The 24,634-nt window shown below is 47.7% G+C and carries 31 protein-coding genes; 26 read left to right on the forward strand and 5 right to left on the reverse strand.

Going from position 1 to position 24,634, the window contains the following annotated elements; all coding sequences use genetic code 11:
• Positions 1 to 15 precede the first annotated feature (15 nt).
• The 5 genes from WN59_RS01200 to WN59_RS01220 all read left to right on the forward strand — a co-directional run bounded on the left by WN59_RS01200 (position 16) and on the right by WN59_RS01220 (position 1,624).
• Positions 16 to 195, forward strand: a complete 180-nt coding sequence (locus tag WN59_RS01200; RefSeq protein ID WP_046511334.1) for a hypothetical protein — start codon at positions 16 to 18, stop codon at positions 193 to 195.
• A gap of 37 nt (positions 196 to 232) precedes the next feature.
• Positions 233 to 547 carry a TIGR04104 family putative zinc finger protein gene (locus WN59_RS01205; protein WP_046511337.1) on the forward strand — a complete coding sequence of 105 codons (315 nt, stop codon included), beginning with the start codon at positions 233 to 235 and terminating at the stop codon, positions 545 to 547.
• On the forward strand, positions 540 to 746 hold the full coding sequence (locus tag WN59_RS01210; protein WP_046511340.1) for a hypothetical protein: 207 nt from the start codon (positions 540 to 542) through the stop codon (positions 744 to 746). The genes WN59_RS01205 and WN59_RS01210 overlap by 8 nt, the downstream gene beginning before the upstream one ends.
• Positions 747 to 843: 97 nt before the next feature.
• Positions 844 to 1,236, forward strand: coding sequence for a cytidine deaminase family protein (locus WN59_RS01215; RefSeq protein ID WP_052747217.1), 393 nt, complete (start codon positions 844 to 846; stop codon positions 1,234 to 1,236).
• 43 nt (positions 1,237 to 1,279) lie between these two features.
• Positions 1,280 to 1,624, forward strand: coding sequence for a carboxymuconolactone decarboxylase family protein (locus WN59_RS01220; RefSeq protein ID WP_046511343.1), 345 nt, complete (start codon positions 1,280 to 1,282; stop codon positions 1,622 to 1,624).
• Between the two features lie 69 nt (positions 1,625 to 1,693).
• Here the strand turns inward: WN59_RS01220 and WN59_RS01225 are convergent, their stop codons facing one another.
• On the reverse strand, positions 1,694 to 2,299 hold the full coding sequence (locus tag WN59_RS01225) for a flavodoxin family protein (protein WP_046511346.1): 606 nt from the start codon (positions 2,297 to 2,299) through the stop codon (positions 1,694 to 1,696).
• A 156-nt stretch (positions 2,300 to 2,455) separates the two neighbouring features.
• On the opposite strand from WN59_RS01225, the gene WN59_RS01230 reads away from it, so the two are divergent.
• From WN59_RS01230 to recO, 8 genes are all read left to right on the forward strand, one after another.
• Positions 2,456 to 3,196 carry an SDR family NAD(P)-dependent oxidoreductase gene (locus WN59_RS01230; protein ID WP_046511349.1) on the forward strand — a complete coding sequence of 247 codons (741 nt, stop codon included), beginning with the start codon at positions 2,456 to 2,458 and terminating at the stop codon, positions 3,194 to 3,196.
• Between the two features lie 28 nt (positions 3,197 to 3,224).
• Positions 3,225 to 3,572, forward strand: a complete 348-nt coding sequence (locus WN59_RS01235; RefSeq protein ID WP_046511351.1) for a hypothetical protein — start codon at positions 3,225 to 3,227, stop codon at positions 3,570 to 3,572.
• A gap of 98 nt (positions 3,573 to 3,670) precedes the next feature.
• Positions 3,671 to 4,618 (forward strand): PhoH family protein, encoded by a 948-nt coding sequence (locus tag WN59_RS01240; protein WP_046511353.1) that lies wholly within the window; start codon positions 3,671 to 3,673, stop codon positions 4,616 to 4,618.
• A gap of 1 nt (position 4,619) precedes the next feature.
• A complete protein-coding gene (gene ybeY / locus WN59_RS01245; protein WP_046511356.1) occupies positions 4,620 to 5,084 on the forward strand; it encodes an rRNA maturation RNase YbeY in 465 nt (154 codons plus the stop codon).
• A 1-nt stretch (position 5,085) separates the two neighbouring features.
• Positions 5,086 to 5,436, forward strand: coding sequence for a diacylglycerol kinase family protein (locus tag WN59_RS01250; RefSeq protein WP_046511359.1), 351 nt, complete (start codon positions 5,086 to 5,088; stop codon positions 5,434 to 5,436).
• A 22-nt stretch (positions 5,437 to 5,458) separates the two neighbouring features.
• Complete coding sequence (gene cdd / locus WN59_RS01255; protein WP_046511361.1) at positions 5,459 to 5,866, forward strand: cytidine deaminase; 408 nt, start codon at positions 5,459 to 5,461, stop codon at positions 5,864 to 5,866.
• Complete coding sequence (era, locus tag WN59_RS01260; protein WP_046511364.1) at positions 5,863 to 6,771, forward strand: GTPase Era; 909 nt, start codon at positions 5,863 to 5,865, stop codon at positions 6,769 to 6,771. The genes cdd and era overlap by 4 nt, the downstream gene beginning before the upstream one ends.
• A gap of 8 nt (positions 6,772 to 6,779) precedes the next feature.
• Entirely contained in the window at positions 6,780 to 7,523 is a 744-nt protein-coding gene (gene recO / locus WN59_RS01265) for a DNA repair protein RecO (RefSeq protein ID WP_046511367.1), read from the forward strand.
• A gap of 39 nt (positions 7,524 to 7,562) precedes the next feature.
• Here the strand turns inward: recO and WN59_RS01270 are convergent, their stop codons facing one another.
• Positions 7,563 to 8,939 carry a glycine--tRNA ligase gene (locus WN59_RS01270; protein WP_046511369.1) on the reverse strand — a complete coding sequence of 459 codons (1,377 nt, stop codon included), beginning with the start codon at positions 8,937 to 8,939 and terminating at the stop codon, positions 7,563 to 7,565.
• A gap of 306 nt (positions 8,940 to 9,245) precedes the next feature.
• Here WN59_RS01270 and WN59_RS01275 point away from each other — a divergent pair, with 306 nt between their 5' ends.
• From WN59_RS01275 to WN59_RS01305, 7 genes are all read left to right on the forward strand, one after another.
• Positions 9,246 to 9,863 (forward strand): helix-turn-helix transcriptional regulator, encoded by a 618-nt coding sequence (locus tag WN59_RS01275; protein WP_017548830.1) that lies wholly within the window; start codon positions 9,246 to 9,248, stop codon positions 9,861 to 9,863.
• A 12-nt stretch (positions 9,864 to 9,875) separates the two neighbouring features.
• A complete protein-coding gene (locus WN59_RS01280) occupies positions 9,876 to 10,700 on the forward strand; it encodes a pyruvate, water dikinase regulatory protein (protein WP_046511373.1) in 825 nt (274 codons plus the stop codon).
• Positions 10,701 to 10,706: 6 nt separating this feature from the next.
• Positions 10,707 to 12,452 (forward strand): DNA primase, encoded by a 1,746-nt coding sequence (dnaG, locus tag WN59_RS01285; RefSeq protein ID WP_046511376.1) that lies wholly within the window; start codon positions 10,707 to 10,709, stop codon positions 12,450 to 12,452.
• A 28-nt stretch (positions 12,453 to 12,480) separates the two neighbouring features.
• Positions 12,481 to 13,590 (forward strand): RNA polymerase sigma factor RpoD, encoded by a 1,110-nt coding sequence (gene rpoD, locus WN59_RS01290; protein ID WP_017548833.1) that lies wholly within the window; start codon positions 12,481 to 12,483, stop codon positions 13,588 to 13,590.
• A gap of 115 nt (positions 13,591 to 13,705) precedes the next feature.
• On the forward strand, positions 13,706 to 14,092 hold the full coding sequence (locus WN59_RS01295; RefSeq protein ID WP_046511378.1) for a c-type cytochrome: 387 nt from the start codon (positions 13,706 to 13,708) through the stop codon (positions 14,090 to 14,092).
• 75 nt (positions 14,093 to 14,167) lie between these two features.
• Complete coding sequence (locus WN59_RS01300) at positions 14,168 to 14,836, forward strand: tRNA (adenine(22)-N(1))-methyltransferase (protein WP_046511380.1); 669 nt, start codon at positions 14,168 to 14,170, stop codon at positions 14,834 to 14,836.
• Between the two features lie 2 nt (positions 14,837 to 14,838).
• Positions 14,839 to 15,912: a Nif3-like dinuclear metal center hexameric protein gene (locus WN59_RS01305; protein WP_046511382.1), complete on the forward strand. Its 1,074-nt coding sequence runs from the start codon at positions 14,839 to 14,841 to the stop codon at positions 15,910 to 15,912.
• A 26-nt stretch (positions 15,913 to 15,938) separates the two neighbouring features.
• Here WN59_RS01305 and WN59_RS01310 read toward each other — a convergent pair whose 3' ends face one another.
• Positions 15,939 to 16,901 (reverse strand): 4-hydroxy-3-methylbut-2-enyl diphosphate reductase, encoded by a 963-nt coding sequence (locus tag WN59_RS01310; RefSeq protein ID WP_046511384.1) that lies wholly within the window; start codon positions 16,899 to 16,901, stop codon positions 15,939 to 15,941.
• Between the two features lie 145 nt (positions 16,902 to 17,046).
• On the opposite strand from WN59_RS01310, the gene WN59_RS01315 reads away from it, so the two are divergent.
• From WN59_RS01315 to WN59_RS01335, 5 genes are all read left to right on the forward strand, one after another.
• Positions 17,047 to 18,360, forward strand: a complete 1,314-nt coding sequence (locus WN59_RS01315; RefSeq protein WP_046511387.1) for a DEAD/DEAH box helicase — start codon at positions 17,047 to 17,049, stop codon at positions 18,358 to 18,360.
• Between the two features lie 15 nt (positions 18,361 to 18,375).
• On the forward strand, positions 18,376 to 19,284 hold the full coding sequence (locus tag WN59_RS01320; RefSeq protein WP_046511390.1) for a deoxyribonuclease IV: 909 nt from the start codon (positions 18,376 to 18,378) through the stop codon (positions 19,282 to 19,284).
• 123 nt (positions 19,285 to 19,407) lie between these two features.
• Positions 19,408 to 20,190: a metal ABC transporter ATP-binding protein gene (locus WN59_RS01325; RefSeq protein WP_046511393.1), complete on the forward strand. Its 783-nt coding sequence runs from the start codon at positions 19,408 to 19,410 to the stop codon at positions 20,188 to 20,190.
• Positions 20,187 to 21,038 carry a metal ABC transporter permease gene (locus tag WN59_RS01330; RefSeq protein WP_046511396.1) on the forward strand — a complete coding sequence of 284 codons (852 nt, stop codon included), beginning with the start codon at positions 20,187 to 20,189 and terminating at the stop codon, positions 21,036 to 21,038. Before WN59_RS01325 ends, WN59_RS01330 begins: the two co-directional genes overlap by 4 nt.
• Positions 21,013 to 21,426 carry a Fur family transcriptional regulator gene (locus WN59_RS01335; protein ID WP_046511399.1) on the forward strand — a complete coding sequence of 138 codons (414 nt, stop codon included), beginning with the start codon at positions 21,013 to 21,015 and terminating at the stop codon, positions 21,424 to 21,426. The genes WN59_RS01330 and WN59_RS01335 overlap by 26 nt, the downstream gene beginning before the upstream one ends.
• An 83-nt stretch (positions 21,427 to 21,509) precedes the next feature.
• On the opposite strand, the gene ispG is transcribed toward WN59_RS01335, so the two are convergent.
• Together ispG and WN59_RS01345 are read right to left on the reverse strand one after the other, a co-directional pair.
• Entirely contained in the window at positions 21,510 to 22,631 is a 1,122-nt protein-coding gene (gene ispG, locus WN59_RS01340) for a flavodoxin-dependent (E)-4-hydroxy-3-methylbut-2-enyl-diphosphate synthase (protein ID WP_156172382.1), read from the reverse strand.
• Between the two features lie 81 nt (positions 22,632 to 22,712).
• On the reverse strand, positions 22,713 to 23,447 hold the full coding sequence (locus tag WN59_RS01345) for a DUF1189 family protein (RefSeq protein ID WP_046511405.1): 735 nt from the start codon (positions 23,445 to 23,447) through the stop codon (positions 22,713 to 22,715).
• A 167-nt stretch (positions 23,448 to 23,614) separates the two neighbouring features.
• Here WN59_RS01345 and WN59_RS01350 point away from each other — a divergent pair, with 167 nt between their 5' ends.
• Complete coding sequence (locus tag WN59_RS01350) at positions 23,615 to 24,217, forward strand: superoxide dismutase (RefSeq protein ID WP_046511408.1); 603 nt, start codon at positions 23,615 to 23,617, stop codon at positions 24,215 to 24,217.
• Positions 24,218 to 24,634: the final 417 nt, after the last annotated feature.

The following is a 24,634-nucleotide window of genomic DNA, read 5'->3' on the forward strand; positions in this document are numbered from 1 at the left end:
GAAGGAGCAGATGGTATGAGTATTGTATTCATGGTCATATTCATGATTCTGATGTTTCCGATCAGTGCGACAGCATTCATCTACCTTGCCGGAAATAAGAAGGAATTCAACAGGATCATACTGTATATTTGGACAATTGCTATATTCATCGCCGGATTGTATGTGTTATACTTCCTATTTACAAAACTTTTATAGCAGACAAAGTAGACGCTTATTTTAAGGAGAGAACACTTTGGTTAAATGCAAAAACTGTGAACATGTATGGCCGGTAAATGCCATTTTGAAAAGATACATTACACTTGAGATTGGAATGGACTGTCCGCACTGCAGCAAAACACAATACTTGTCGAAGGACTACAGGCAGAGAAGCATGCTGGCGACACTCCTCATTCCGCTTCTTTTGCTGATACCTGCATTCTTCGATTTTTCATTCCCGGTGATTGCCGTGATTTTTTCTGCAGCATTCATTGCACTGACATTCATACACCTCTTCACACTGGAGCTTGCGTGTGAGGAAGAGACATGGAGAAACAGCCATTATGGATAGGGCGAAGCGCAATATAAAAATCCTTGCGGTAATACTGCTCCTCTATCTCATTCTTTCCAATCTGGTCATTGATACGGCTTGGTGGGCGCAGCTGATCGTAGTGCTGCTCGGACTGTCTGCAGTGATGCAGAATTACCGGACACTGCGCAAAGCCGAGATACAGAAAAAGAAAGAAGAGATTGACAGTAACAGAGAATAGTTCCTAAATCACCCTGCTCGGGTGGTTTATTTATTTTGAAAAGAGATTTTTAGGGTAAACTATGACTAGACAGTAACATGATGAGAGGTGCAGACTTATGGATATGGAGGAACTCTACGAAACAGCGAAGGCCAAACTTTATACCGTCAGGACATCACGGAACGGCAAGATGGGTCATGTCGCTGCGGCGCTGGTCACAGACAGGGGGAATATATACACAGGTGTAGCCCTCGACCTGCCGTCGTCGATCGGATTTTGTGCGGAGCATTCAGCGATCGCTTCCATGGTGACAGACGGGGAATATAAAATTGATAAGATCATAGCCGTCTATGAAACCGGTGAAGTATTACCGCCATGCGGACGGTGCAGAGAACTGATCAACCAGGTGGGAGAGGATAATTATCACTGTGAGATCGGCCTGCCCGATAACCGGACGGCGGAACTGGATGAACTGCTGCCCGAGCGCTGGGATGCAAAATATTTCATTTAACTGATATAGTATTATTACAGGAAATACAGAAAGGGAGGTTATCATGGCAAATAATTTCAAAGATATCAATACGGTGGCACAGGGGAATACAAAAAGGCTGCAGAAGACGATTCCGGAGACGATGAAAAGCTTCAAGATCCTCCAGGACTCAGCATATAAGGCAGGGGCTCTGGATGAAAAGACGAAGGAATTTGCTGCTTTGACATATGCCATTGCAGATAAATGTGAGGGCTGCATCGGCAATCACGTCAACAAGCTCATCAAGCTTGGTGCATCGCGTGAAGAGATTGCGGAAATTGCCGGCGTCGCGATCGTCATGGGCGGCGGCCCCGGCAGTGTCTACGGCGGAAAGGCGCTGCAGGCGTATGACGATTCCATAGATTCATAAAGAAACACGGGTTCCGGAATTTTGGGACCCGTGTTTCTTTCATATCCATAACATGCATCTGAATGTTTTCTATTGCAATGTATTGCCGACCGGCGGGATTGGTGTGTCCTTCAGTATTCTTGCCATATGCACAAGGTTGTGGCTGAGCATCCTCGTCTGTCTGATGGTAAACTCATTCTCCTGTCCGGCTTCGATGTATGACGGTCCCGGGCCGGCATCCCCGACCCAGTACGCATTTGTGTTCGGCGGAATGGTGAATCCCAGATTGGCCATGCGCGACTGGATGGTTCCGCCTGCGCTTTTGGCACCGTCCTCATTTCCCGTCACTACTGTACCGAACCCCTTGTTGTAATACTTCGACTGCCCATTTTCCATCGTCTCACTGCTCTGGGCGTAGATCCTTTCCATCACGAGTGAAGCGAGACTGCTTCTCTGTCCATTCCATATCGGCGTCCCGATGACGAGGATATCCGCCCCGATTATCTTTTCATATATCATCGGCCATTCATCGCCGTCACCCATATCTCCAGTCATACCGACTTTGATGTTATAGTCTGAAATTCTGAGGAGTTCGCTCTCCACATCTTCACCATCCAGTATGTCCATCGATTTCCTCATGAGCGCCTCAGTGTTCGACTGGTCATCCCCATGCTTCAATGATGTATTCAGATACAGAGCTTTTAATGCCCTATAAAAATCTTCTTTATAAGTATTGTGAAATCATATATTACTGTAATTCCCCTTCCTGTCCCCATAAAACCTGCCAATCCGTTTATGCATGAAAGGAAAATGGGTAGAGATATCATGTAATGACAGAAAGGAGTTTTATACATGGGGAAATTAGACGGGAGGACTGCACTCGTAATTGGCGGTACTTCCGGCATAGGAGAGGCGGTTGCAAAAGCATTTGCCCGTGAGGGTGCGAAAGTGGCGGCAGCCGGCAGGGATGAAACGGATGGTGCACGCATCGTGGATGAGATAAAAGAAGACGGCGGTGAAGCCATCTTCCTGCAGCTGGACACGACGAAAGCTGAAGATGTGAAAAGCGGTGCCGCCCGCATGATCGAAAGGTTCGGCACAATTGATATCCTCTATAATGGGGCAGGTATACATGACGGTTACAAAAATGTCATTGAGCTGGATGAGGACCTGTATGATAAATTGATGGAAGTGAACGTCAAAGGAGCATTTCTTGCCGTCAGGGAAGTCCTGCCTGTCATGCTTGATAAAGGCAGGGGAACTATCATCAATATCGGCTCGCAGTCAACATTCGTAGCCGGTGCCGGAGGTGCAGCGTATGTCACAAGTAAACATGCAATCGAAGGGTTTACCAAACAGCTGGCATATGATTTTGGCGGAAAAGGCATTAAAGCCAACCTGATTGCACCCGGTTTTATAACCACGCCGATGGTTGAAGGTGTCGAAGATGAACGTCTCAATGATATTCCTGCAGGCAGGGCGGGCCAGCCGGAGGAAATCGCTGCGGTCGCTGTCTTTTTAGCTTCTGATGACTCTGCTTATGTGCAGGGCGCTTCCATAAAGGCGGACGGAGGATGGACTGTGGGAAGATGAGTGGAAATATCAGGAAAGGGGGGACGGCATGGAAACAATCAAAACAGAAAACGGCGTTGTCATCGAATATCCGGCCGGATGCGGCAATGCACCGAGGAAATTTTTCCTCGTCGAAGCCGTTGCAGCGGTGCTTGAGAAGGACGGGCCATTTCTGGAAGGAGCTGTCACGGAGGAGGCACAACTGCCTGAGATTCCCGGCGATATTGAGAAGATAACTATGAACAGCATCATCACCCACGGCAAGGATGCAGCAATGGAATGCACGCTTCATTTCCAGAGCAGAGCCTCTCTCGAAGCCGGCATTTTTGTCACTTTCAAGAGTGCAGGGAAGAATGTGATCAGGCGCGTGAATATTTTCCGGAAAGCGGCTGAATGATGGTCTTCATCAACTTTTTCATTGTAGTAATTCATTGCAGAGGCTGGTGCTTAGTGGTAAATTTAGATTGAAAGAGACTAACAAAAAGGGGTTTACGAATGCCTAATATCATTAGTATAGACAGCCTTGACGAGGCACAGGCACTGATTGGTGCCAACGATCAGCATATTACCTATCTGGAGGAGGAGTTCGGTGTCACCATCCATACGCTTGGCAATGAGATCACTGTGAGCGGCGGGGATGATGAAAATGTTGAACTCGCCGAGGATGTGCTGATCAATCTTCTGAAAATCATCCAGCGGGGAATGACGGTCAATCTCCGTGATGTACAGTCTGCTGCGATGATGGCAAGGAAGGGTACAATCGAGTACCTTGCCGATCTCTATAATGAGGAAATTGCGCGGGATATAAAAGGCAAAGGCATCCGTGCAAAAACAACAGGGCAGCGGCTCTATATTGAAAATATTAAAAAGAATGATCTGACATTCGGCATTGGTCCCGCCGGTACTGGAAAGACTTTCCTGGCAGTGGTATTTGCATGTCAGATGCTGCGTGAAAACGATGTAAAACGCATTGTACTGACACGGCCGGCTGTAGAAGCGGGTGAGAATCTCGGTTTCCTGCCGGGCGATCTGAAGGAGAAGGTCGATCCTTATTTGCGTCCGCTGTACGACGGCCTCCATACAGTCCTCGGTGTCGAACAGACAGACCGTCTGATTGAGCGGGGTGTGATAGAGGTGGCACCTCTTGCCTATATGCGCGGACGGACACTGAACGAGGCGTTCGTCATACTGGACGAAGCCCAGAATACGACGGAAATGCAGATGAAAATGTTCCTGACCCGTCTCGGCTTCGGCTCAAAGATGGTCGTGACAGGTGATGAAACACAGATCGATCTGCCGGGGACGACCAAGAGCGGACTGGTGGAGTCCGTGAAACTGCTCAGCAGTGTCAAAGGCATAGCAGTCAACAAGATGGATGAATCCGACGTCGTGCGCCATCCGCTTGTGTCGAAAATTATTAAAGCTTACGAGAAGGAGCAGTAATATGATTACAGTAGATTTCATAGATGATGAAAATCATACATCGGCCGGCCAGCAGGAAGAGATCCGTAAGCTTCTAAGCTTTGCCTATAGTCATCTGAAACAGGAAGAGGATGCTGAAGTCAGCATCTCTTTTGTGGATGAAGCGGAGATAAAGGAAATCAACAGCAATTACAGGGGCAAGGACCAGGTGACTGATGTCATCAGTTTCGCGCTTGAGGACGAGGTAGACAATCTGATTCATGAAGATGCACTGCGCACCCTCGGGGATATCATCGTCTGCACGGAGCGGGCGGAGGAGCAGGCGGAGGAGTACGGCCATTCATACAGACGCGAGCTTTTGTTCCTCTCCCTGCACGGATTTCTCCATCTGCTCGGCTATGATCACATGGAAGACGATGATGAACGTGAAATGAATGCCCTGCAGAATGAAATTTTAGATGCATTTGGTGTATCCAGAGAGGTATAATATGGTAAACCGGCTATTCAGACGTTTCAAATTTGCCTTCATGGGGCTTAAAACCATGCTGAAGAAAGATATGCATGTCCTCTCGCACATGGTTGTCACAGTCCTGGTAATTTTGCTTGGACTGTTTTTTAGCCTTGAAAAGGTTGAGTGGCTCTTCATCATCAGTGCGATATTCGCGGTGCTCGTCACCGAAGTGATGAACACGGGTGTCGAGTACACCGTCGATCTTGTGACCGGGGATTATCATGAATATGCGAAAGCGGCGAAGGATGTATCCGCTGCAGCCGTACTGCTGTCATGCATTTATGCAGTGGCTGTCGGGCTGGTTGTTTTCATCCCTTATATATTTTAGACGGAGAATGGAGAGAGAAGATATGAATGATGGTATTTTCAAGGAGGAGTGGATCAAAGAGGTGCAGGAGGCCCAGTCCAGGGCATATACCCCCTATTCCAGATTCAATGTAGGTGCCCTCCTGATTACGGAGGACGATGGATACATTTATGGCGCGAATATTGAGAATGCCGCCTACCCGGCAACCATCTGTGCGGAGAGAAGCGCGCTCGTCAGCGCCTATTCGAACAACATTACAAAATTCAAGGCCATCGTCATCGTCACCGACGCGGATGAACCGGCGAGTCCGTGCGGTGTCTGCAGACAGGTCATGAAAGAGCTGTGCCATGACGATATGCCGGTATATATGACAAACAAGTCAGGTGATGTCATCAGACGGACTGTGGATGAACTACTTCCGCTTGGCTTTTCAGGAAAGGATTTTGAATGATGGATGAAAAAGAATTCAAGTCGGGGTTTGTAAGCATCATCGGACGGCCCAACGTTGGGAAATCAACGTTCATGAACAAAGTGCTCGGGCAGAAGATTGCCATCATGTCCGACAAGCCGCAGACTACGAGAAATAAAATACAGGGTGTCTACACTACTGACGATTCCCAGATGATTTTCATCGATACGCCGGGAATCCATAAACCGAAGCACCAGCTCGGGGAACACATGATGAAAGTTGCGAGGAACACACTCCGCGAAACCGAAGTGATCCTGTTTCTCGTAAATGTTTCAGAGGAGCTCGGCCGGGGTGATGAATTCATCATCGACATGCTTCAAAATACAAAAACGCCAATTGTTCTCGTGATGAACAAAATCGACCTTGTCCATCCGGACAAGCTGATCCAGCAAATCGAGGTATACAAGGATAAGCTTGAATTCAGCGACATCGTGCCGATTTCAGCACTGCAGGGCAACAACATCGAAAAACTGCTTGAAGTGATTGAGGGATATCTCCCGGAAGGCCCGATGTATTATCCGGCGGACAGGGTCACCGATCATCCTGAGCACTTCATCGTGAGCGAACTTATCCGCGAGAAGGCACTCCATCTGACCAGCCAGGAAATCCCGCATGCCATCGGGGTCGAAATCGACAGGATGAAAGCCGATGAAAAAGGGACGGTCCATGTCAGCGCAACGATTTATGTGGAAAGGAACTCACAAAAAGGCATGGTCATCGGCAAAAACGGTAAAATGCTGAAGGAAATCGGCAAGCTCGCCCGTGCTGATATAGAAAATCTCCTGGGCAGCAAAGTATTCCTGGAAGTCTGGGTCAAAGTGCAAAAGGACTGGCGCAACAAAACACAGTTCATCCGTTCACTTGGCTATAAAGACGAGGAGTATTAGATAAATCAATGATATACCAGCAAAAAGGTGTGATGATCCGGCAGACGAACTACAGTGAGTCGAGCCGGATCATCACTATATTGACAGAAGAAGGCAGACAGGTCCCATTGATGGTACGCGGTTTCAACAAAACCAACAGCCCGTTCATCGTCCTGCGCCAGGGGATCAAGGAGTTCCTCTTTACGTACAGCAGGTTCAAAGGGATGGGGACGTTGAATGAAGTGGATGAAGTGCTGAGCTTCAAAAAAGTGAATGGTGATTTTGATATTTACAGCCATGCGTCATACGTTCTGGAACTCATCATCAAGGCGCTCGAGGAAGATGTCCTCCAGGAGAGCTTCTACCGGCTGCTCATCAGATCGCTTACTCTTTTGGAGGAAGGAAGCCAGCCGGCCGGAGTGGTCGCCTTCTGTGCCATCAAGATGCTGCCGTACTACGGCGGAGAGATGAATGTCACAGAATGTGCGATATGCGGTTCGAAGGACTATAAGGAATTCCACAATTATTCCTTCAAGTATCACAGTGTAATCTGTGCGGGATGCATGGATGATGAAACAGGAGAGCGGTCTGTACCCATCAGCAACCGTGTTCTTTATCTGGCCGGATTTCTGAAGCATGTTGCTGTCGGCAATGTTGATTCCATAAGCATCACGGAAGAGAATGCACGGAAATTGCTGAAATTTACAGAACTGATCTACGACGAGTACACAGGGGTCTATTTCAAGTCGAGGAAATTGCTGCAGTCATACTAAAAGCGTGATGCCACAGGCACCACGCTTTTTATAGTCACATCAGTAATTCATTTTGTCTTTGAGGAAGCTGTTCACTTCATCGATGCCGACGCGTGTCTGCTCCATTGTGTCACGGTCACGCACCGTCACTTTGTTGTCTTCGAGTGAATCGAAATCGAAAGTGATGCAGTACGGTGTACCGATTTCGTCCTGTCTTCTGTAACGCTTGCCGATGGATTGTGATTCATCGAATTCAACGTTGAAGTCGCCCGCAATCTTTTCGTAGACTTTGATCGCATCTCCGCTCAGTTTCTTGGAAAGCGGCAGTACAGCTGCTTTGAACGGTGCAATCTGCGGATGGAAGCGCAGTACGGTGCGGGATTCGCCGTTCTCAAGCGTTTCTTCTTCATATGCATCACACAGGAAGGCGAGGGTGACACGGTCGAGGCCGAGTGACGGCTCAATGCAGTATGGAATGTACTTCTCACCGGTTTCCTGATCATGATATCTGAAGTCCTCGCCGGAGTGTTCCATATGCTGGCGCAGATCGTAGTCTGTACGGCTGGCGATGCCCCATAGTTCACCCCAGCCGAACGGGAATTTATATTCGATATCTGTAGTCGCGTTTGAGTAATGGCTGAGTTCATCCTCATCATGATCGCGGAGTCTTGTGTTCTCGGTTTTCATGTTCAGGTCGGCGAGCCATTTCTCTGCGAAATCCTTCCAGTAGTTCTGCCATTCGATTTCAGTGCCCGGTTTACAGAAGAACTCCAGTTCCATCTGGTCGAATTCGCGGGTTCTGAAAGTGAAGTTGCCCGGTGTAATTTCGTTACGGAAGGATTTACCCACCTGGCCGATGCCGAAAGGAAGCTTCTTGCGCATTGTACGCTGTGCATTCTTATAATTGACGAAAATGCCCTGAGCCGTTTCAGGACGCAGGAACAACTCATTTGTAGATGACTCCGTGACACCCTGGAATGTCTTGAACATCAGGTTGAACTGGCGGATGTCCGTATAGTTGTGTGCACCGCAGTTCGGGCATCTGATATCGCGCTCGTCGATGATGCGTTTCATTTCATCGAAGCTCAGTCCGTCCGCTACAAAAGTATCGTCCTCTTTCTGCATTACATCCTCGATGATCTTATCCGCCCGGTGGCGTGACTTGCACTCCTTGCAGTCGATCATTGGATCGTTGAAGTTGCCCAGGTGGCCGGATGCCTCCCATGTTTTGGGGTTCATGAGGATTGCGGCATCAAGCCCCACGTTGTAAGGAGATTCCTGGATGAACTTTTTCCACCAGGCCTGTTTGACGTTATTTTTCAGTTCCACACCAAGCGGACCGTAGTCCCAGGTGTTTGCAAGACCACCGTAGATCTCACTTCCAGGGAATACGAACCCCCTGGTCTTCGCTAAGTTTACAATTGTATCCATTTCCATATGAATCGGCTCCTTTTGATTTTTGGATGGAGGACGGATGGAGAAAACGCAAAAAGCCCCCGGACAACAATAGTCGATTGTCATCCGGGGACGAGCTGAGCCCGCGGTTCCACCCCAATTAGTGTATACACTCCGCTTTTATATATCGTTTGTTTCCATCATTTACGCCATTTAATGTGTTAAGCTCACACCATCCTTAACTCGCTTCAGTCCTATTATAGCCGGATATTGATTGTTCTGCAAACATTTGCTTATATTTCTTTATTGCCCTGAATGTATTATAATTGGTGTGTTGGGAGTGATGGCATGGAATTGAACGATAGACAGGAAAAAATACTTAAAATTGTGAAACAGCACGGACCGATCACCGGAAGTAAAATTGCAGAGCAGCTGTCTCTGACTAGAGCCACACTGCGTCCCGACCTGGCCATTCTCACAATGTCCGGGTATCTGGATGCGAGACCCAGAGTGGGCTATTTTTACACCGGCAAGGAATCTGAAGAAGTGATGAGCTCCAAAATAAGGAATATCATCGTACGGGACGTCCAGAGTGTCCCCATCCTGATCAAGAAAGATACTTCCATTTATGAAGCCATCGTCAAGATGTTCCTCGAAGATGTGGGGACACTGTATGCAATTGATGAAGAGAATGGACTGGCGGGTGTGATTTCCCGGAAAGACCTGCTCAGGGGGACGATGGGCGGCAATGATATAGAGAAAACACCGGTCAGTGTCATCATGACCCGTAAACCGAGCATAACCATATGCTACCCAAACGACCTGTTGATATATGCAGCCAACCAGCTTATTGAAAAACAGATCGATTCCCTGCCTGTGGTGGAAAATCAGGACGGGGTGGAACGCGTCATAGGACGAATAACCAAAACGAATATCGCACGTGTATTTGTCAATCTCATGGAATAAGGAAGTGTTTGAATGACTAAATTGAAAGTGATCGTAGCATCGGATTCCGTCGGTGAAACAGGGGAACTGGTTGCAAAGGCCTGCCTGTCACAGTTCAACATTGATGAATCAGGCGAAGTACTGATCAGATATCCTTATATAGAAACCGAGGAACATGTGGATGATGTCGTCGATCTTGCGAAAAGTAAGAATGCGATTGTCGTTTTCACCATCATCACCCCGGATCTCCGCCGGTATATACAGCAGGAATTGAAGAGTGAAGAGATCCCTTCCGTAGATATCATGGGACCTTTGATGAGCGTTCTGGAAGGCAAGACGGAAGAACAGCCCTATTATGAACCGGGACGTGTCCATAAGCTCGATGAAGACTACTTCAAGAAAATCGAAGCAATAGAATTTGCCGTAAAATATGATGACGGCAAAGATGCAGGCGGCCTGGACAAGGCGGATATTGTCCTCATCGGCGTCTCAAGGACTTCCAAAACACCGCTTTCCCAGTTCCTGGCGCTGAAAAAGTACAAGGTGATGAATGTACCGCTGGTGCCCGAAGTCGTACCGCCGAAAGAACTGTACGGTGTCGATCCGAAAAAATGTGTGGGGCTCAAGATCAATCCGCAGACTCTGAACAAGATCAGGAAAGAGCGCCTCACCCAGCTTGGACTGAAGGATACGGCCAGCTATGCCAACGACAAGAGGATCCAGGAAGAACTTGATTATTTCAATGAAATCATATCGAAGATCGGCTGTCCTGTAATCGATGTATCCGAGATGGCAATCGAGGAGACGGCCAATGAGATCATGAAATATGTCGACGGCCGAATAGATGTTAAGGGATGATGAGACTTGAGGATCTCTGAAGAGACAGTAGAAAAAGTGAAAAAGGGGACCGACATTACTGAACTGGTTTCCAGTTATATAAAACTGGAAAAACGCGGCCGGAACTATGTCGGTCTCTGTCCGTTCCATGATGAGAAGACGCCGTCGTTCTCAGTCAGCCCTGACAAGCAGATCTGCCACTGTTTCGGGTGTAAAAAAGGCGGTAATGTCTTCCAGTTCTATATGGAAATTGAGAATAAGTCCTTCGCCGAAGCCGTGAGGAAGCTCGGGAAACCGCTCGGCATAGAAATAGAAGCCGAGGAGGCGCAGGCACCGGACAGTGACATGCAGCTTATACGCATGCATGAATACCTCACTGATCTGTATCATCATATACTCATGCACACAAACGAAGGACAGCAGGCATTGGATTACCTGACCGGCCGCGGTTTCTCAGCCGACATCATACGCAAAGAGAAGATCGGCATCGCGCCGGACATGCGCGACTTCACAAAGAATGCCCTTTCTGAAAAAGGGTATTCCATGGAACTTGCCTATCAGGCGGGACTGATTTCACGCAATGAAGAGAACTTCTCATATTATGACAGATTCAGCGGCAGGATCATGATACCGATACGCAATCATCAGGGTTATATCGTCGGCTATACCGCCCGCAGCCTTGACGGCAGGGAGCCGAAATACCTCAACACGCCTGAGACGCCGATATTCCAAAAACGGCAGCTTCTGTATAACCTGAGTGATGCGCGCAAGGATATACGGAAACAGGATGAAGTCATACTGATGGAGGGCCACCTGGATGTTGTCAAGGTGAAGATGACAAACGTCCAGAACATTGTCGGTCTGATGGGGACCGCCCTCAGTGAAGAAAACATCCGTACGCTGAACCGCCTCGCATCGAACATCACGTTCATGTTCGACGGCGACGAAGCGGGACAGAACGCCCAGATGTCCCTCGGTGAACAGCTGCTCAAATCCGGTGCGAATGTATATGTGATCTCCATACCGAAAGGCCAGGATCCGGACGAGTTCATCGAAAAACGGGGTGCAGACACATTCGAGTCCCTCGTGAAAAATGAAAGGAAACACTATATTCATTTCAAGGCTGATCAGCTTCTCGAAGAGAGCCTTAACAATGACATGGCGTTTTCCACCAATCTGAACGTACTGGCCGACCATCTGAAATTTGTCAAAGATGAAGTGGCCCGCGAAAAGCTGCTGCAGCATATATCCGATATTTATAAGATCGATAAGAGATCCATGGAAAGCAAAGTGCCTGCAGCAGCCGGCAGCTCATCTGCGCGGACAGCGCCCCCCGGAAGACAGCTCCCGCTCAGGGAGCGTAAAGAGAGATACTTTCTGCGTGCCATGGTGAAAGACAGGGAGCTGTTCAGGGAATTTCAGGATGATATAGATGAAGAAGTATTAACCACTCCTGATTATTATGTTATATTTAAAGGGTTGTGCGCATATTTTGACAACCAGGATTCATTTGATATATCATCATTTAGCCAATATATTGATGGAGGACTGTTCAGCACTGTCGTTGAGCTGGATAATATGCTGATCCATGATGACATCACAAGGGAAGAAATCAATGATTATCTCGAAGACCTAAGTGGTATTAGGAATAGTGAGAAAGAAAAACAGTCCCTTTATATACAGCTTCAGGAAGCAGAAAATGACAACGACATTGAACTCCAGGCAAGGTTGGCTCAAAAGCTGAACGACTTGAACGTGCGTTACAAAAGGTGAGTGCAAAGTCTTATTAGGAGGGCTTTTAATGGCAGAGAAGAAAGAACAAACTACTGAAACCAAAGATGTCGAACTGTTTACTTCCGTTGAACAGGTCAAGAATTTTTTACTGGAAAGAGGTAAGACCCAGGGACATCTTTCCCATGAAGAAATTGCTGATAAACTGTCGAGTTTCGAACTTGACGCGGATGCAATGGATGAGTTCTTTGATGAATTGAACGAAAATGACATACAGCTTATAAATGAAAAAGATGCATCGGATACGGACGAAAAACTCAACCTCCATGACATGAGCGCCCCTCCCGGCGTCAAGATCAACGACCCCGTCCGGATGTATCTGAAGGAAATCGGCAGAGTCGACCTGCTCAGCGCGCAGGAGGAAATTGAACTCGCCAAGAAAATAGAAGAAGGGGACGAAGTAGCCAAAAGCCGTCTGGCTGAAGCGAACCTCCGTCTTGTGGTAAGTATCGCCAAACGCTACGTCGGCCGCGGTATGCTCTTCCTCGATCTGATCCAGGAGGGTAACATGGGTCTGATCAAAGCGGTTGAGAAATTCGATTTCTCCAAAGGCTTCAAGTTCTCCACTTATGCCACCTGGTGGATCAGACAGGCGATAACAAGAGCCATCGCCGACCAGGCGAGGACAATCCGTATCCCGGTGCACATGGTTGAAACGATCAATAAACTGATCAGGGTGCAGCGCCAGCTGCTGCAGGACCTCGGGCGTGAACCGACACCGGAAGAGATTGGTGAGGAAATGGATCTGCCGGCTGAAAAGGTCAGGGAAATCCTTAAGATTGCCCAGGAGCCCGTGTCCCTCGAAACACCGATCGGTGAAGAGGATGACAGCCATCTGGGGGATTTCATAGAGGACCAGGAAGCGCAGAGTCCATCCGACCATGCAGCATATGAACTTCTGAAGGAACAGCTTGAAGATGTGCTGGATACACTGACTGACAGGGAAGAGAATGTACTGCGCCTGAGATTCGGCCTCGACGACGGCAGGACACGTACACTGGAGGAAGTTGGTAAAGTCTTCGGTGTCACGCGTGAGCGAATCAGGCAGATTGAAGCCAAAGCGCTGAGAAAGCTGAGACATCCAAGCAGAAGTAAGAGGCTCAAGGATTTCATGGATTGATCTTTCACTGATGAGTGTAATTTTTATTGAAAAAATCTTTTGACTTTATCGTGTTTTGATATACAATTAAATATGTGAATACGTATATGGAAAGAGATTAGGGGGGTTATTAAAGATGAATCGAAATCCTGTTATACCTTTTATACTTATCATTTTTCTGGGTATAGGACTCGTTTTTCTCCTGTCATCCCAGGGAGCGACTTCTGATCAAGGTGAAGAAGAACAGACTGCTTCCGAGGAAGGCGGTGGTGAAGAAGGTGGCGGCGAAGGCGCTTCAAGCGGCGACTTCGATGCTGAAGGTTTCGCCCGTGATAACTGTGCGTCCTGTCACGGTCAGGACTTCTCCGGCGGAATGGGACCTGCACTTGCAGGTACAAGCCTCGCTGAAGAAGATTTCACTACTGTAGTAAGAGAAGGCCGCGGCCAGATGCCTTCATTCAGCCAGGACCAGATTGCAGATGAAGATCTGACTGCACTTTACGAGTTTATGGCAGGTCAATAATTGACAGGGAAACCTCCGCATTTGATGTGGGGGTTTTTATTATTCATTCACCAAATCCCGATGGAGGCAATTCAAATGCTCGATGACAGACTGAAAAAAGTAGCATCATATATAGAGGGGGGTACCCTTTTGGATATCGGCTCGGATCATGCGTATCTTCCCATCTATGCAGTAAAGAACGGAATTGTGCAGAATGCGATATGCGGCGAGATTGTAAAGGGTCCGTATGATTCCACGGTTGAAAATATACTGGCTCATGGGCTTGCGGACAAAATCGAAGCGAGGTTCGGCTCCGGGCTTGAAGTAGTGTCAGAGGATGATGATATAGACTCGATTACGATCTGCGGGATGGGCGGTCCCCTGATCGCCGATATACTGAGGGGCGGATTCGAAAATGTGAGCGGGATGCCGCGCCTGGTACTCCAGCCCAACACTTATTCATACCCTGTCCGCAGAGTGCTCCGTGACATGGGATATGCGATAACCGATGAGACAGTGCTCAGGCACGGCCGGCATTTCTATGAGATCATCGTTGCCGAGCGCGGCGAAGCTTCCTATGATGAAAAGGCGCTGATGTTCGGGCCGGTGAATCTCACAAAACGCGAGAATGCGTTTATCCGGAAACAGGAACGGGAACTTGAGCATCAAAAGCGCATACTTGCGAACTTGGAAATCAACTCTGCAAATCAGGAAAAGATGAACGAGATACGTGAAATCATAGACTTGTTGGAAGAGGTGTTGTAAAGATGAAGGTTCAGGAGCTGTTTGATGTCCTTGACAGTATTGCACCATTCAAAGACAGCGAGGCATGGGATAACACAGGTCTGCTCATAGGCAGCATGAGTGCGGAAGTGACCGGTGTATTGACGGCACTTGACTGCGGGATGGAAACGGTGGAAGAAGCACTTCAGAATGGCATCAATGTCATCGTCGCCCATCATCCGCTCATTTTTCCTGAAATCTCAAGTGTGACAGAAGCTGGTAACGGAGCAATCATCCGCAGGCTGATTAAAAATGACATCAGTCTCATTGCGATGCATACGAATCTGGATCATCAGCCAAGAGGGGTCAGTCATATGATTGCCAGCCGGCTCGGCTTCCATGATACGGAAATCCTCATCAGGCATGAAGCGTTCTACAAAAAACTGAGAATCAATATCCCCGCAGAAGACCGGGAACAGCTGAAGGCGGATCTTGCGGAAGCGGGCGTCGGCCGGCAGGGGGATTATACGGAATGTTTCTTCGAATATCCTGTCAAAGGCCAGTTCAGACCGGGAGAGGAGGCAGATCCGCATATCGGCGCAAGAGGGGAACTCGAGCACGTCGATGAGTATATTGTGGAAGCGATATATGAATCCGCCCATGAAAATCAGGTCATAGAGGCATTGGTCGCCTCCCATCCGTATGAAGAGCCGGCCTATGACATACTGTCCATCAGCAAACCCGGTGACAAAGGGCTTGGTGTAATGTTTGACTACGAAGGCACCATGGAGGATCTTGTGTCATTGATCGAAGAAAAATCCGGACTGTCCGTGGTCAACACGGTAAAGGGATCTGACAGGCCAATCCGCAGGGTCGCTGTCATCGGCGGTTCCGGCATGAGCTACATCGGCGGGGCATTCGCGAGAGGTGCAGATGTACTCCTGACCGGAGATGTGAAATATCATGAAGCCTACGATGCAAAACTTGCCGGCAGGAACATCATAGATACAGGGCATTATATGGAGCATGTGATGGCCGACGGTTTAAAAGAACTGATTGAAGAACGACTGGATATAAGAGTGAAGGCGACGGAATCATCCACCAATCCTTTCTCATAAAAAATGAGCCCGTGCGGGCTCATTTTTTAGTCCATGATTTTAACCGGTTTCGGATTCCTGATTTTCGGCAGGATCTTATTTTTAGGGACTGCTGATTTAGGATCTTCCGAGTTCTCCTTGTCGTATTTCTTGATATACTCGATGACTTCGCGGACAATCGGTGTCGGCGTTGATGCTCCCGCGGTGACTGCGACAGAATCGATGCCTTCAAGCCACTCCGTCCTGAGCTCATCAAGGGAACTGATGCGGTATGCATTGGTATGCGCAATCTCTTTTGAAACCTGGGCCAGGCGGTTCGAGTTGTTACTTTTAGGATCTCCGACCACGATCAGCAGTTCAGCTTCCTGTGCCTGTTCAGCAACTGCTTCCTGGCGCACCTGGGTCGCCAGGCAGATTTCCTTGTGCACTTCTATATGGGGGAATTGATGTTTCAGCTGGTCCATCAGATGGCTGACATCCCACTGGCTCATTGTCGTCTGGTTGGTAACGATGAGTTTCCTGTCTGCGATCTCCTCCGGCAGCGCCTTGACATCGTCAATGGTCTCTACCAGATGGACGCGTTCCGGACATACTCCAACAGCGCCTTCCGGTTCCGGATGGCCTTTTTTGCCGATATAGATGACGTCGTAGTCATCGGCGGTCTTCTCGCGGATCAGTTCGTGCGTAATCTCCACGTCGGGACACGTGGCATCGATGCATGTCAGACCTTTTTCCTTTGCCCGTGCCTTGACCTGCGGCGATACACCGTGAGCTGTGAACACTACAGTGCCCTCATTGATATTTTCCAGGATTTCCAGACGGTTTGGCCCGTCGAGCGTAATGATGCCATCCTCTTCAAAGGCATCTGTCACATGTTTGTTGTGAACAATCATGCCGAGTATATAAATCGGGCGGGGGAGTGACTTGTCCATGGAGGCATTGCGTGCAATCACCATGGCATCCACCACACCGTAACAATATCCACGCGGGGTAATTTTAATAATATCCATTGAAAGAATTCCTCCTCATATAGCATTATAACTAATATCGGAATGTTTTTAAATCATCTCGGGGTCTGATTCATTGAATAATAGCATCACGGACATATTTCGGTTATAATTGAAGTCGAGTTTATTATAGAAATCAGGTGAAACAATGAGTAATGCTTTTAAAAGGTTCAATTTTGACGATAAAATGCTTGCGGCCATAGACAGGATAAATTTCACGCATCCCACGCTCATCCAGGAGCGGGTGATACCGAAGATCCTAAAAGGCGGCAATGTCGTCGCCCAGTCCGAGACGGGCAGCGGCAAATCCCATGCATTCCTCCTTCCTCTCATATATAAGATAGATGAAAGGAAGGATTACCCTCAGACGGTCATACTTGCCCCGACACGGGAACTTGCCAGACAGCTCCATAATATGACACTTGATCTGCTGGAATCATATCCTGGAATACGTGCTGCGGCATTCATCGGCGGTACGGATATGAACAGGGATGAGCAGAAAGCCGGCAGGACTCCCCATATTGTAATCGGCACACCTTCAAGAGTCAAAGATCTGATGCAGTCCGGCGCGCTCGATCTGCATCTCGCCGACAGGGTGGTCATTGACGAAGCCGATCTGATGATCGATCTCGGATTCCTCGAAGAGATTGATCAGATAACCAGGGCTCTGGATGCTGACGTGCGGCTGCTTGTATTTTCTGCAACGATCCCTGAGGCACTTCGCATCTTCCTCAGGAAGTATATCGGTGAGGTTGAGACGATCATCATTGATACGCCGAAGAACAAAGCTTCGATCCATTACAGCCTCGTGCCGGTGCGGGGGGAGGAAAAGCAGAAAAAAGTCCTTGATATCGTTCAGCACGTCACGCCGTATATCGGACTCATCTTTGCCAATTCACGGGAGCGTGCCGATGAATTGTTCGATCACCTGAACAGTGCCGGTATCAATGCAGGCTTATTCCACGGTGGCCTGAAACCGCGCGAGCGCACGAAGGAAATCAAGAAGATCAGGGCACTTGAATATGAATGGGTGGTTGCGAGCGATCTTGCTGCCAGAGGACTCGATATCGATGGCGCCTCCCATGTCATAAACTACGATATCCCAAAAGAGATTGAATTCTTTACACACAGAGTGGGGCGTGTGGGGCGCGGACAGTACGAGGGGACCGCAATCACACTCTATACACCCGACGAGGAGCATCTCATCAACCTGATTGAGAATAAAGGCTATACATTCAGCCATGAAGACTTCAAGCGCGGGGAGTTCATCAGCATAAAATCGAGGACCCAGCGGACTTCACGGAAGAAAAAAGAGACGGATCTTGAGTCAAAACTCGCCCATCGGGTGAAACGTCCGAACAAAGTGAAGCCGGGCTATAAGAAGAAGATGAAAGAGGAAATGAATGATCTGAAGCGGAATGAGCGCAGGAAGCATTCAATGAAGAACAGGAAAAAAAGATAAAAAGGATGGTATGAAATGCTATTAGGTTCACACGTATCAATGAGCGGCAAAAAGATGCTGGAAGCGGCAAGTATGTCTGCGGACAGCTATGGTGCTAATACATTCATGATCTATACCGGTGCACCGCAGAATACACGCAGGAAGAAAATCGAAGATCTCAACATTGAAGCCGGTAAAAAGCACATGGAGGAAAACGGCATCTCAAATATCGTCGTGCATGCGCCCTACATCATCAATATAGCGAATTCCGAACGCGAAGGCGTATTTGAGCACGGAGTTGAATTCCTCCAGGAGGAAATCGTCCGCACGGAACATCTTGGCGCAAAACAGATCGTCCTGCACCCCGGCAGCCATGTCGGCACAGGGGCGGACCGTGGAATCCAGTCCATCATCGAAGGGCTCAATGAAGTGCTTTCCTCCAAACAGGATGTGCAGATTGCCCTGGAAACGATGGCGGGCAAGGGTTCTGAAGTGGGCAGGACTTTTGAAGAGCTTGCACGCATCATCGACGGAGTGGAAAACAATGATCGTCTGAGTGTGTGTTTCGATACATGCCACGTGCACGACGGTGGATACGATATCGTAAATGATTTCGACGGTGTCATTGAAGAATTCGATAAGACAATCGGAATCGACAGGATCAAAGTGCTGCACATCAACGACTCCAAGAATGAACGGGGCGCACACAAGGACCGCCACGAAAATATCGGTTTCGGACATATCGGTTTTGATGCGCTGACCTATGTCATCAATCATCCGGAGTTCAAGGATATCCCCAAAATACTTGAGACACCTTTCGTCGGTCCGGATAAGAAGAACAGGAATGCGCCATACAAACATGAAATAGAAATGATCCGGAATGGTAAGTTCATCCCTGAACTGAAAGAGCAGATCAACCCGGATATAAAAGATGCTGTACAATAAAATCATTTTAAGGCTGCACTCCGTTTTGGGGTGCAGTCTTTTTATTTCGTAATCATTCCTATTTACAAATCGTAATGATTACTGTATTATATTGTAATGACTAAATCCAAAGGAGCAATTGGAATGGAGCACCCAATATTCGAGATAAAAAATCTTTCCTATACCTACAAAGATAAAATGGAAACGACACCTGCTCTGAGAGATATCAATCTGAAGATAGACAAGGGTGATTTTGTTGCCCTGGTCGGACCGAACGGGTCGGGGAAAACGACTCTGATCAAACTTATCCTGGGCGTCATCAAACCTCAAAAAGGCGAGATACTGATCAACGGCAAAAGCCTGAAGAATTTCGACGCCTGGCAGGAGGTGGGGTATGTATCCCAGAAATCCAACAGTTTTTCAAAAGGATTCCCCGCAACCGTACGTGAAGTCGTATTGAGCGGGCTGACAAAGGAAAAGGGACTGCTCAGGCGTTTCGGTAAGAAGGACAGGAAAAAACTGGACGATGTACTCGAACTTCTGAATATCAGCGACCTGAAAGAAAAAAATATTTCGCTGCTCTCAGGCGGGCAGACACAGCGTGTCTTCATCGCACGTGCATTGATCAGCAATCCGAGCATACTTGTACTTGATGAACCGACTGTCGGCATCGACGCCAGACATGTCAAGGAGTTTTATGATGTCCTGCTCACACTGAAAGAAAAATCCGTGACCATACTTCTGGTCACCCATGACATCGGTGTCGTCGTCGATCATGCGGATGAAGTGGCATGCCTGAATGAACATCTGCATTTCCATGGTACAAATCACGAATTCAAAAATCTCGGCGAGGCTGAACTGTCCAAAATATACGGCTTCCCGCTGCAGCTTGTCAGTCATGACCATGAAAGGGAGTGCTGCAGTTGATCCATGCATTGGTGGAATATGACTTCATGAGATTTTCATTCCTAAGCGGACTTATCGTCGGTCTCATCGCACCGCTCATAGGGACATTCATAGTGATCAGAAGGCTGTCGCTCATTGCGGACGCGCTGAGCCACGTCACTCTGGGCGGTATCACTTTTGGTGTCTACATCTCTTCACTGATAGGGACCACAATCAATCCGCTGATCACCGGTATCATGTTTTCAGTGGCCGGGGCCCTTGGCATAGAGCGCCTCAGGACAGTCTATAAGCATTACCAGGAACTGGCAATCCCGATCATCATGAGCCTCGGCATCGCACTCAGCGTACTGTTCCTGTCACTGGCAGACGGCTTCAACCAGGATCTTTTCGGCTACCTGTTCGGCAGCATCAGTGCCGTCAGCATATCCGATCTGGTACTGATAGCGGTGATCGGCATCGTCGTCCTTTTATTCATCTATCTTTTCTACAAGGAGATGCTGCTGGTCTCATTCGATGAGGAATATGCGAACGTCATGAACATCAGCCGGTGGATCCACTTCATGTTCATCATCGTCGTGGCCCTGGTCATCAGTGCGTCCATGAGGATTGTCGGGATCCTGCTGGTCAGTGCTCTGATGACACTGCCGGTCGCTGCAGCAATGCGGGTGACATCAAGCTTCAGACAGCTCATGATAATGAGTGTGATATTAGGGGAGGCATCCGTCATCGCCGGATTATTCCTGAGTTTCTATCTCAATATTTCACCCGGCGGTACAATCGTCCTTGTTTCCATATTGATACTACTGGTCACAATTCTTCTTGACCGTATAGGAGTGAGTAAAAATGACACAGCAACTGAATCAGTATAAGGAACAGCTGAAGAAGAACAAGCTGAAGATTACAGATAAACGCATGAGTATGATAGATCTGTTCCTCGCAGAGGACAGGTATTTAAGTGCCAGGGAAGTTCAGGAAAAGATGAATGAAGAATTCCCGGGCATCAGTTATGATACGATATATCGTAATCTCTATACCCTGAATGATATAGAAGTGCTCGAGAAGACAACATTCGACGGGGAAATGCAGTATAAGATTTCATGCACCACGCACCATCATCACCATTTCATCTGCAACAGCTGCGGTGATACCAGAATCATCCACTACTGTCCTTTCGATGCGTGGGCGGATGAGCTGAACGATGTCGAAATCACCAATCATAAAGTTGAACTATACGGACTGTGTAGATCATGCAAATGAAATCAGGCGGAGTAAACGATCTCCGCCTGATTTTTATATTCGATATAAAAATGCCGCAGGTTTTAACCTGCGGCATCCATGATCTATGACTGTGCTGCTTCTTCTTTCGCTTTGCGTTCTTTTTCGAAGTGTTCTTCTGCAAGGATGTCGATCTCTTTCTTCAGTTCATCGACCATCGTCTCCTCAGGGACTTTGCGGACAGTTTTCCCGTGCATGAACAGAAGGCCTTCTCCGCGCGCACCGGCGATTCCGATATCCGCTTCTCTTGCTTCCCCGGGACCGTTGACTGCGCACCCGAGTACTGCAACTTTAAGAGGTGCCTTGATATTGGCGATATATTCCTCCACCTCATTGGCAATGGCAATGAGGTCGATCTCTATACGGCCGCATGTCGGGCAGGCGATGAGTGTCGCAGCATTGCTTGCAAGCCCGTAGCTTTTGAGTATTTCTTTTGCCACTTTGACCTCTTCGACAGGATCGGCTGACAGGGATACCCTCATCGTATTGCCGATTCCTTTGGAAATGATGGCTCCGAGGCCTGCAGCACTTTTTACAGTTCCCGCGAACAGTGTACCGCTTTCTGTGATGCCGAGATGCAGCGGGTAGTCGAATGCTGATGCCGCTTTTTCGTATGCTTCAATCGCAAGGTTCACATCTGAAGCCTTCATGGAAACAATAATGTCATGGAAGTCGAGTTCTTCCAGAATTTTAATATGATGCAAAGCACTTTCCACCATGCCGTCTGCTGTAGGGTAGCCATACTTCTTGATGATATGCTTCTCAAGACTGCCGGCATTCACTCCGATACGGATCGGAATACCTTTTGCCTTGCATGCTTCAACAACAGCTTCAACTTTTTCACGGCGTCCAATGTTGCCCGGGTTGATACGTATTTTATCTGCGCCGCCTTCAACAGCAAGTAAAGCCAGCTTGTAATCAAAATGGATGTCAACAACGAGCGGAATGTTTATGCGTTTTTTAATTTCCGGAATAGCCAGGGCATCTTCCTCTTTCGGGCATGCTACCCTTACGACCTGACATCCTGCTTCTTCCAGCCGGCTGATTTCGGCAACCGTCGCTTCAACATCATGAGTTTTCGTCGTTGTCATGCTCTGAATGATTATCTGATCGGCGCCGCCGATAGTAAGGTCACCAACTTTGACCTGCCTGGTTTTAGTGCGGTGTGTAATTTGAGACATAACCAAACTCCTCATAATTAATGATTCTCTGAATCAAATGCTATTATACTAGATTTTCTGTAAAAATGTAAATGTAGTGCATCAAGATTACGTTTTCATCACAGGAAGCTTCCTATAGTAATGATAGTAGAAAGGCAGGGACAGGAAATACAGCCACCAGGGACCTGAGCCTGTGAAAAGTGCGATGAGGACTATTGGAATGAGCATGAGCACCGTGATGAATGAAGATATTTTAAACCAGTTCATGAAACGGGATTTTTTGCGCATACGTTCAGCTGCAAAATGAAGGGGATAGTTGCCGGCCGACATGAGTATAACCGCAAAGAACATGATCAGGAGTATATAGAGGACACTGTAGACCATTACATAGAAATAAAGGCTGGATGTCTGCTGATCGATGAACGTTTTCAGATCTTCGTCATTTTTGACCTGACCAATGAGGGAGTAGCCGAAGTCCGAATTCTGTACATCTTTTATATAGATGCCGTCTTTCAGAAAGCCCAAAAATATATCGTCATCGATTTCTTCTGTGTCCCCCGCTGCAATTTCGCCGGTGAACAGGACTTTCCTGCCCCCGGCCGAAAGTATGCCGGTTTCGCCCGTGTACTCACCATCCACAATTTCAAAATCCGGCACCTCCGATTCGATGTCACCTATGCCGGAAGCTGCCTGCACTGTCTGAAACAGGCTGATTATATTCGGGAGTGACACGAGCAGTGAGATGATGAAAATATTCATGAGTAGCTGTCTGAAGTTGACCGTCCTGAACAGCGGGTACTTTTCAAATGTGACAATTCGCTTGAAGAATGTAAAGTATTTCATTGATATGCATTATCCTTTTTTGCCATTTGTTTTAATCTTTTCTTCCCCCGCATGCTTTTATCGTACAAAGGTCTGAAAAGAATCATGATAAATCAATACATTTGTTATTTTAACATCGAATTGATATATTTAGTATGTAATCAATAATATTTGGAGGGGAATTTACTATGGCTTTTGAACTACCAGAACTACCTTATGCTTATGATGCACTGGAACCACATTTCGACAAAGAAACTATGGAAATCCACCATTCTAAGCACCATAACACTTATGTAACTAAATTGAATGATGCTGTTCAGGGCACAGAGCTTGAAAGCAAATCAATTGAAGACATCATCAAGAACCTGGATTCAGTGCCAGAAGATAAGAAAACTGCTGTCAGAAACAACGGCGGCGGTCACTTGAACCACTCACTATTCTGGAAACTTCTCACTCCGGACGCAAAAGAAGTATCCGGTGAAGTCAAAGATGCAATCGAATCCAAATTCGGTTCAGTTGATGAATTCAAAGAGAAATTCGAAGCTGCAGGCGCAGCGCGTTTCGGTTCAGGCTGGGCATGGCTGGTTGTAAACAACGGTGAACTCGAAATCGTTTCTACTCCTAACCAGGACAACCCTGTATCTGAAGGTAAAACTCCAATCCTCGGCGTTGACGTCTGGGAGCACGCTTACTATCTGAAGTATCAGAACAAACGTCCTGAATACCTCAAAGCATTCTGGAATGTTGTCAACTGGGATAAAGTCAACGAACTTTATAACAATGCTAAATAAGCGTATGAATTTTTGGACGGGATCGGATCCCGTCCTTTTTTTGTTTTAACTGATCCCGGTCAATTCCGTCGCACAGCCCTTCATTTATAATGGAAATAAAGAAAAGATGGTCATGCCATCGGCTGGGGAAGGGCGGATTATGAAAAGGTAATGTTGATCCTGATGCTGTTCATCTCAGGATACGCCGGGCAAAAAGACACGGTGATACTGTCGGGACCTGTGCCTTACCAGTCACTTCCCGAACATTCGGAAGACATCGCCATGAAGTGGATCAGACCTATTCGCCGGAAGCACTTGAACTGAACCTTGAACCCGGAGACTGCAGACTGGTGAAAACTTTCATACATTCAGCTGACGATTTTACGGTGTCAGTAGCCGGTCCGTTTAAAGTCAGGTAATTTTTTCACGGATTGAAAA

Source organism: Salinicoccus sediminis, assembly GCF_000986795.1.
Classification (GTDB): Bacteria; Bacillota; Bacilli; order Staphylococcales; family Salinicoccaceae; genus Salinicoccus; species Salinicoccus sediminis.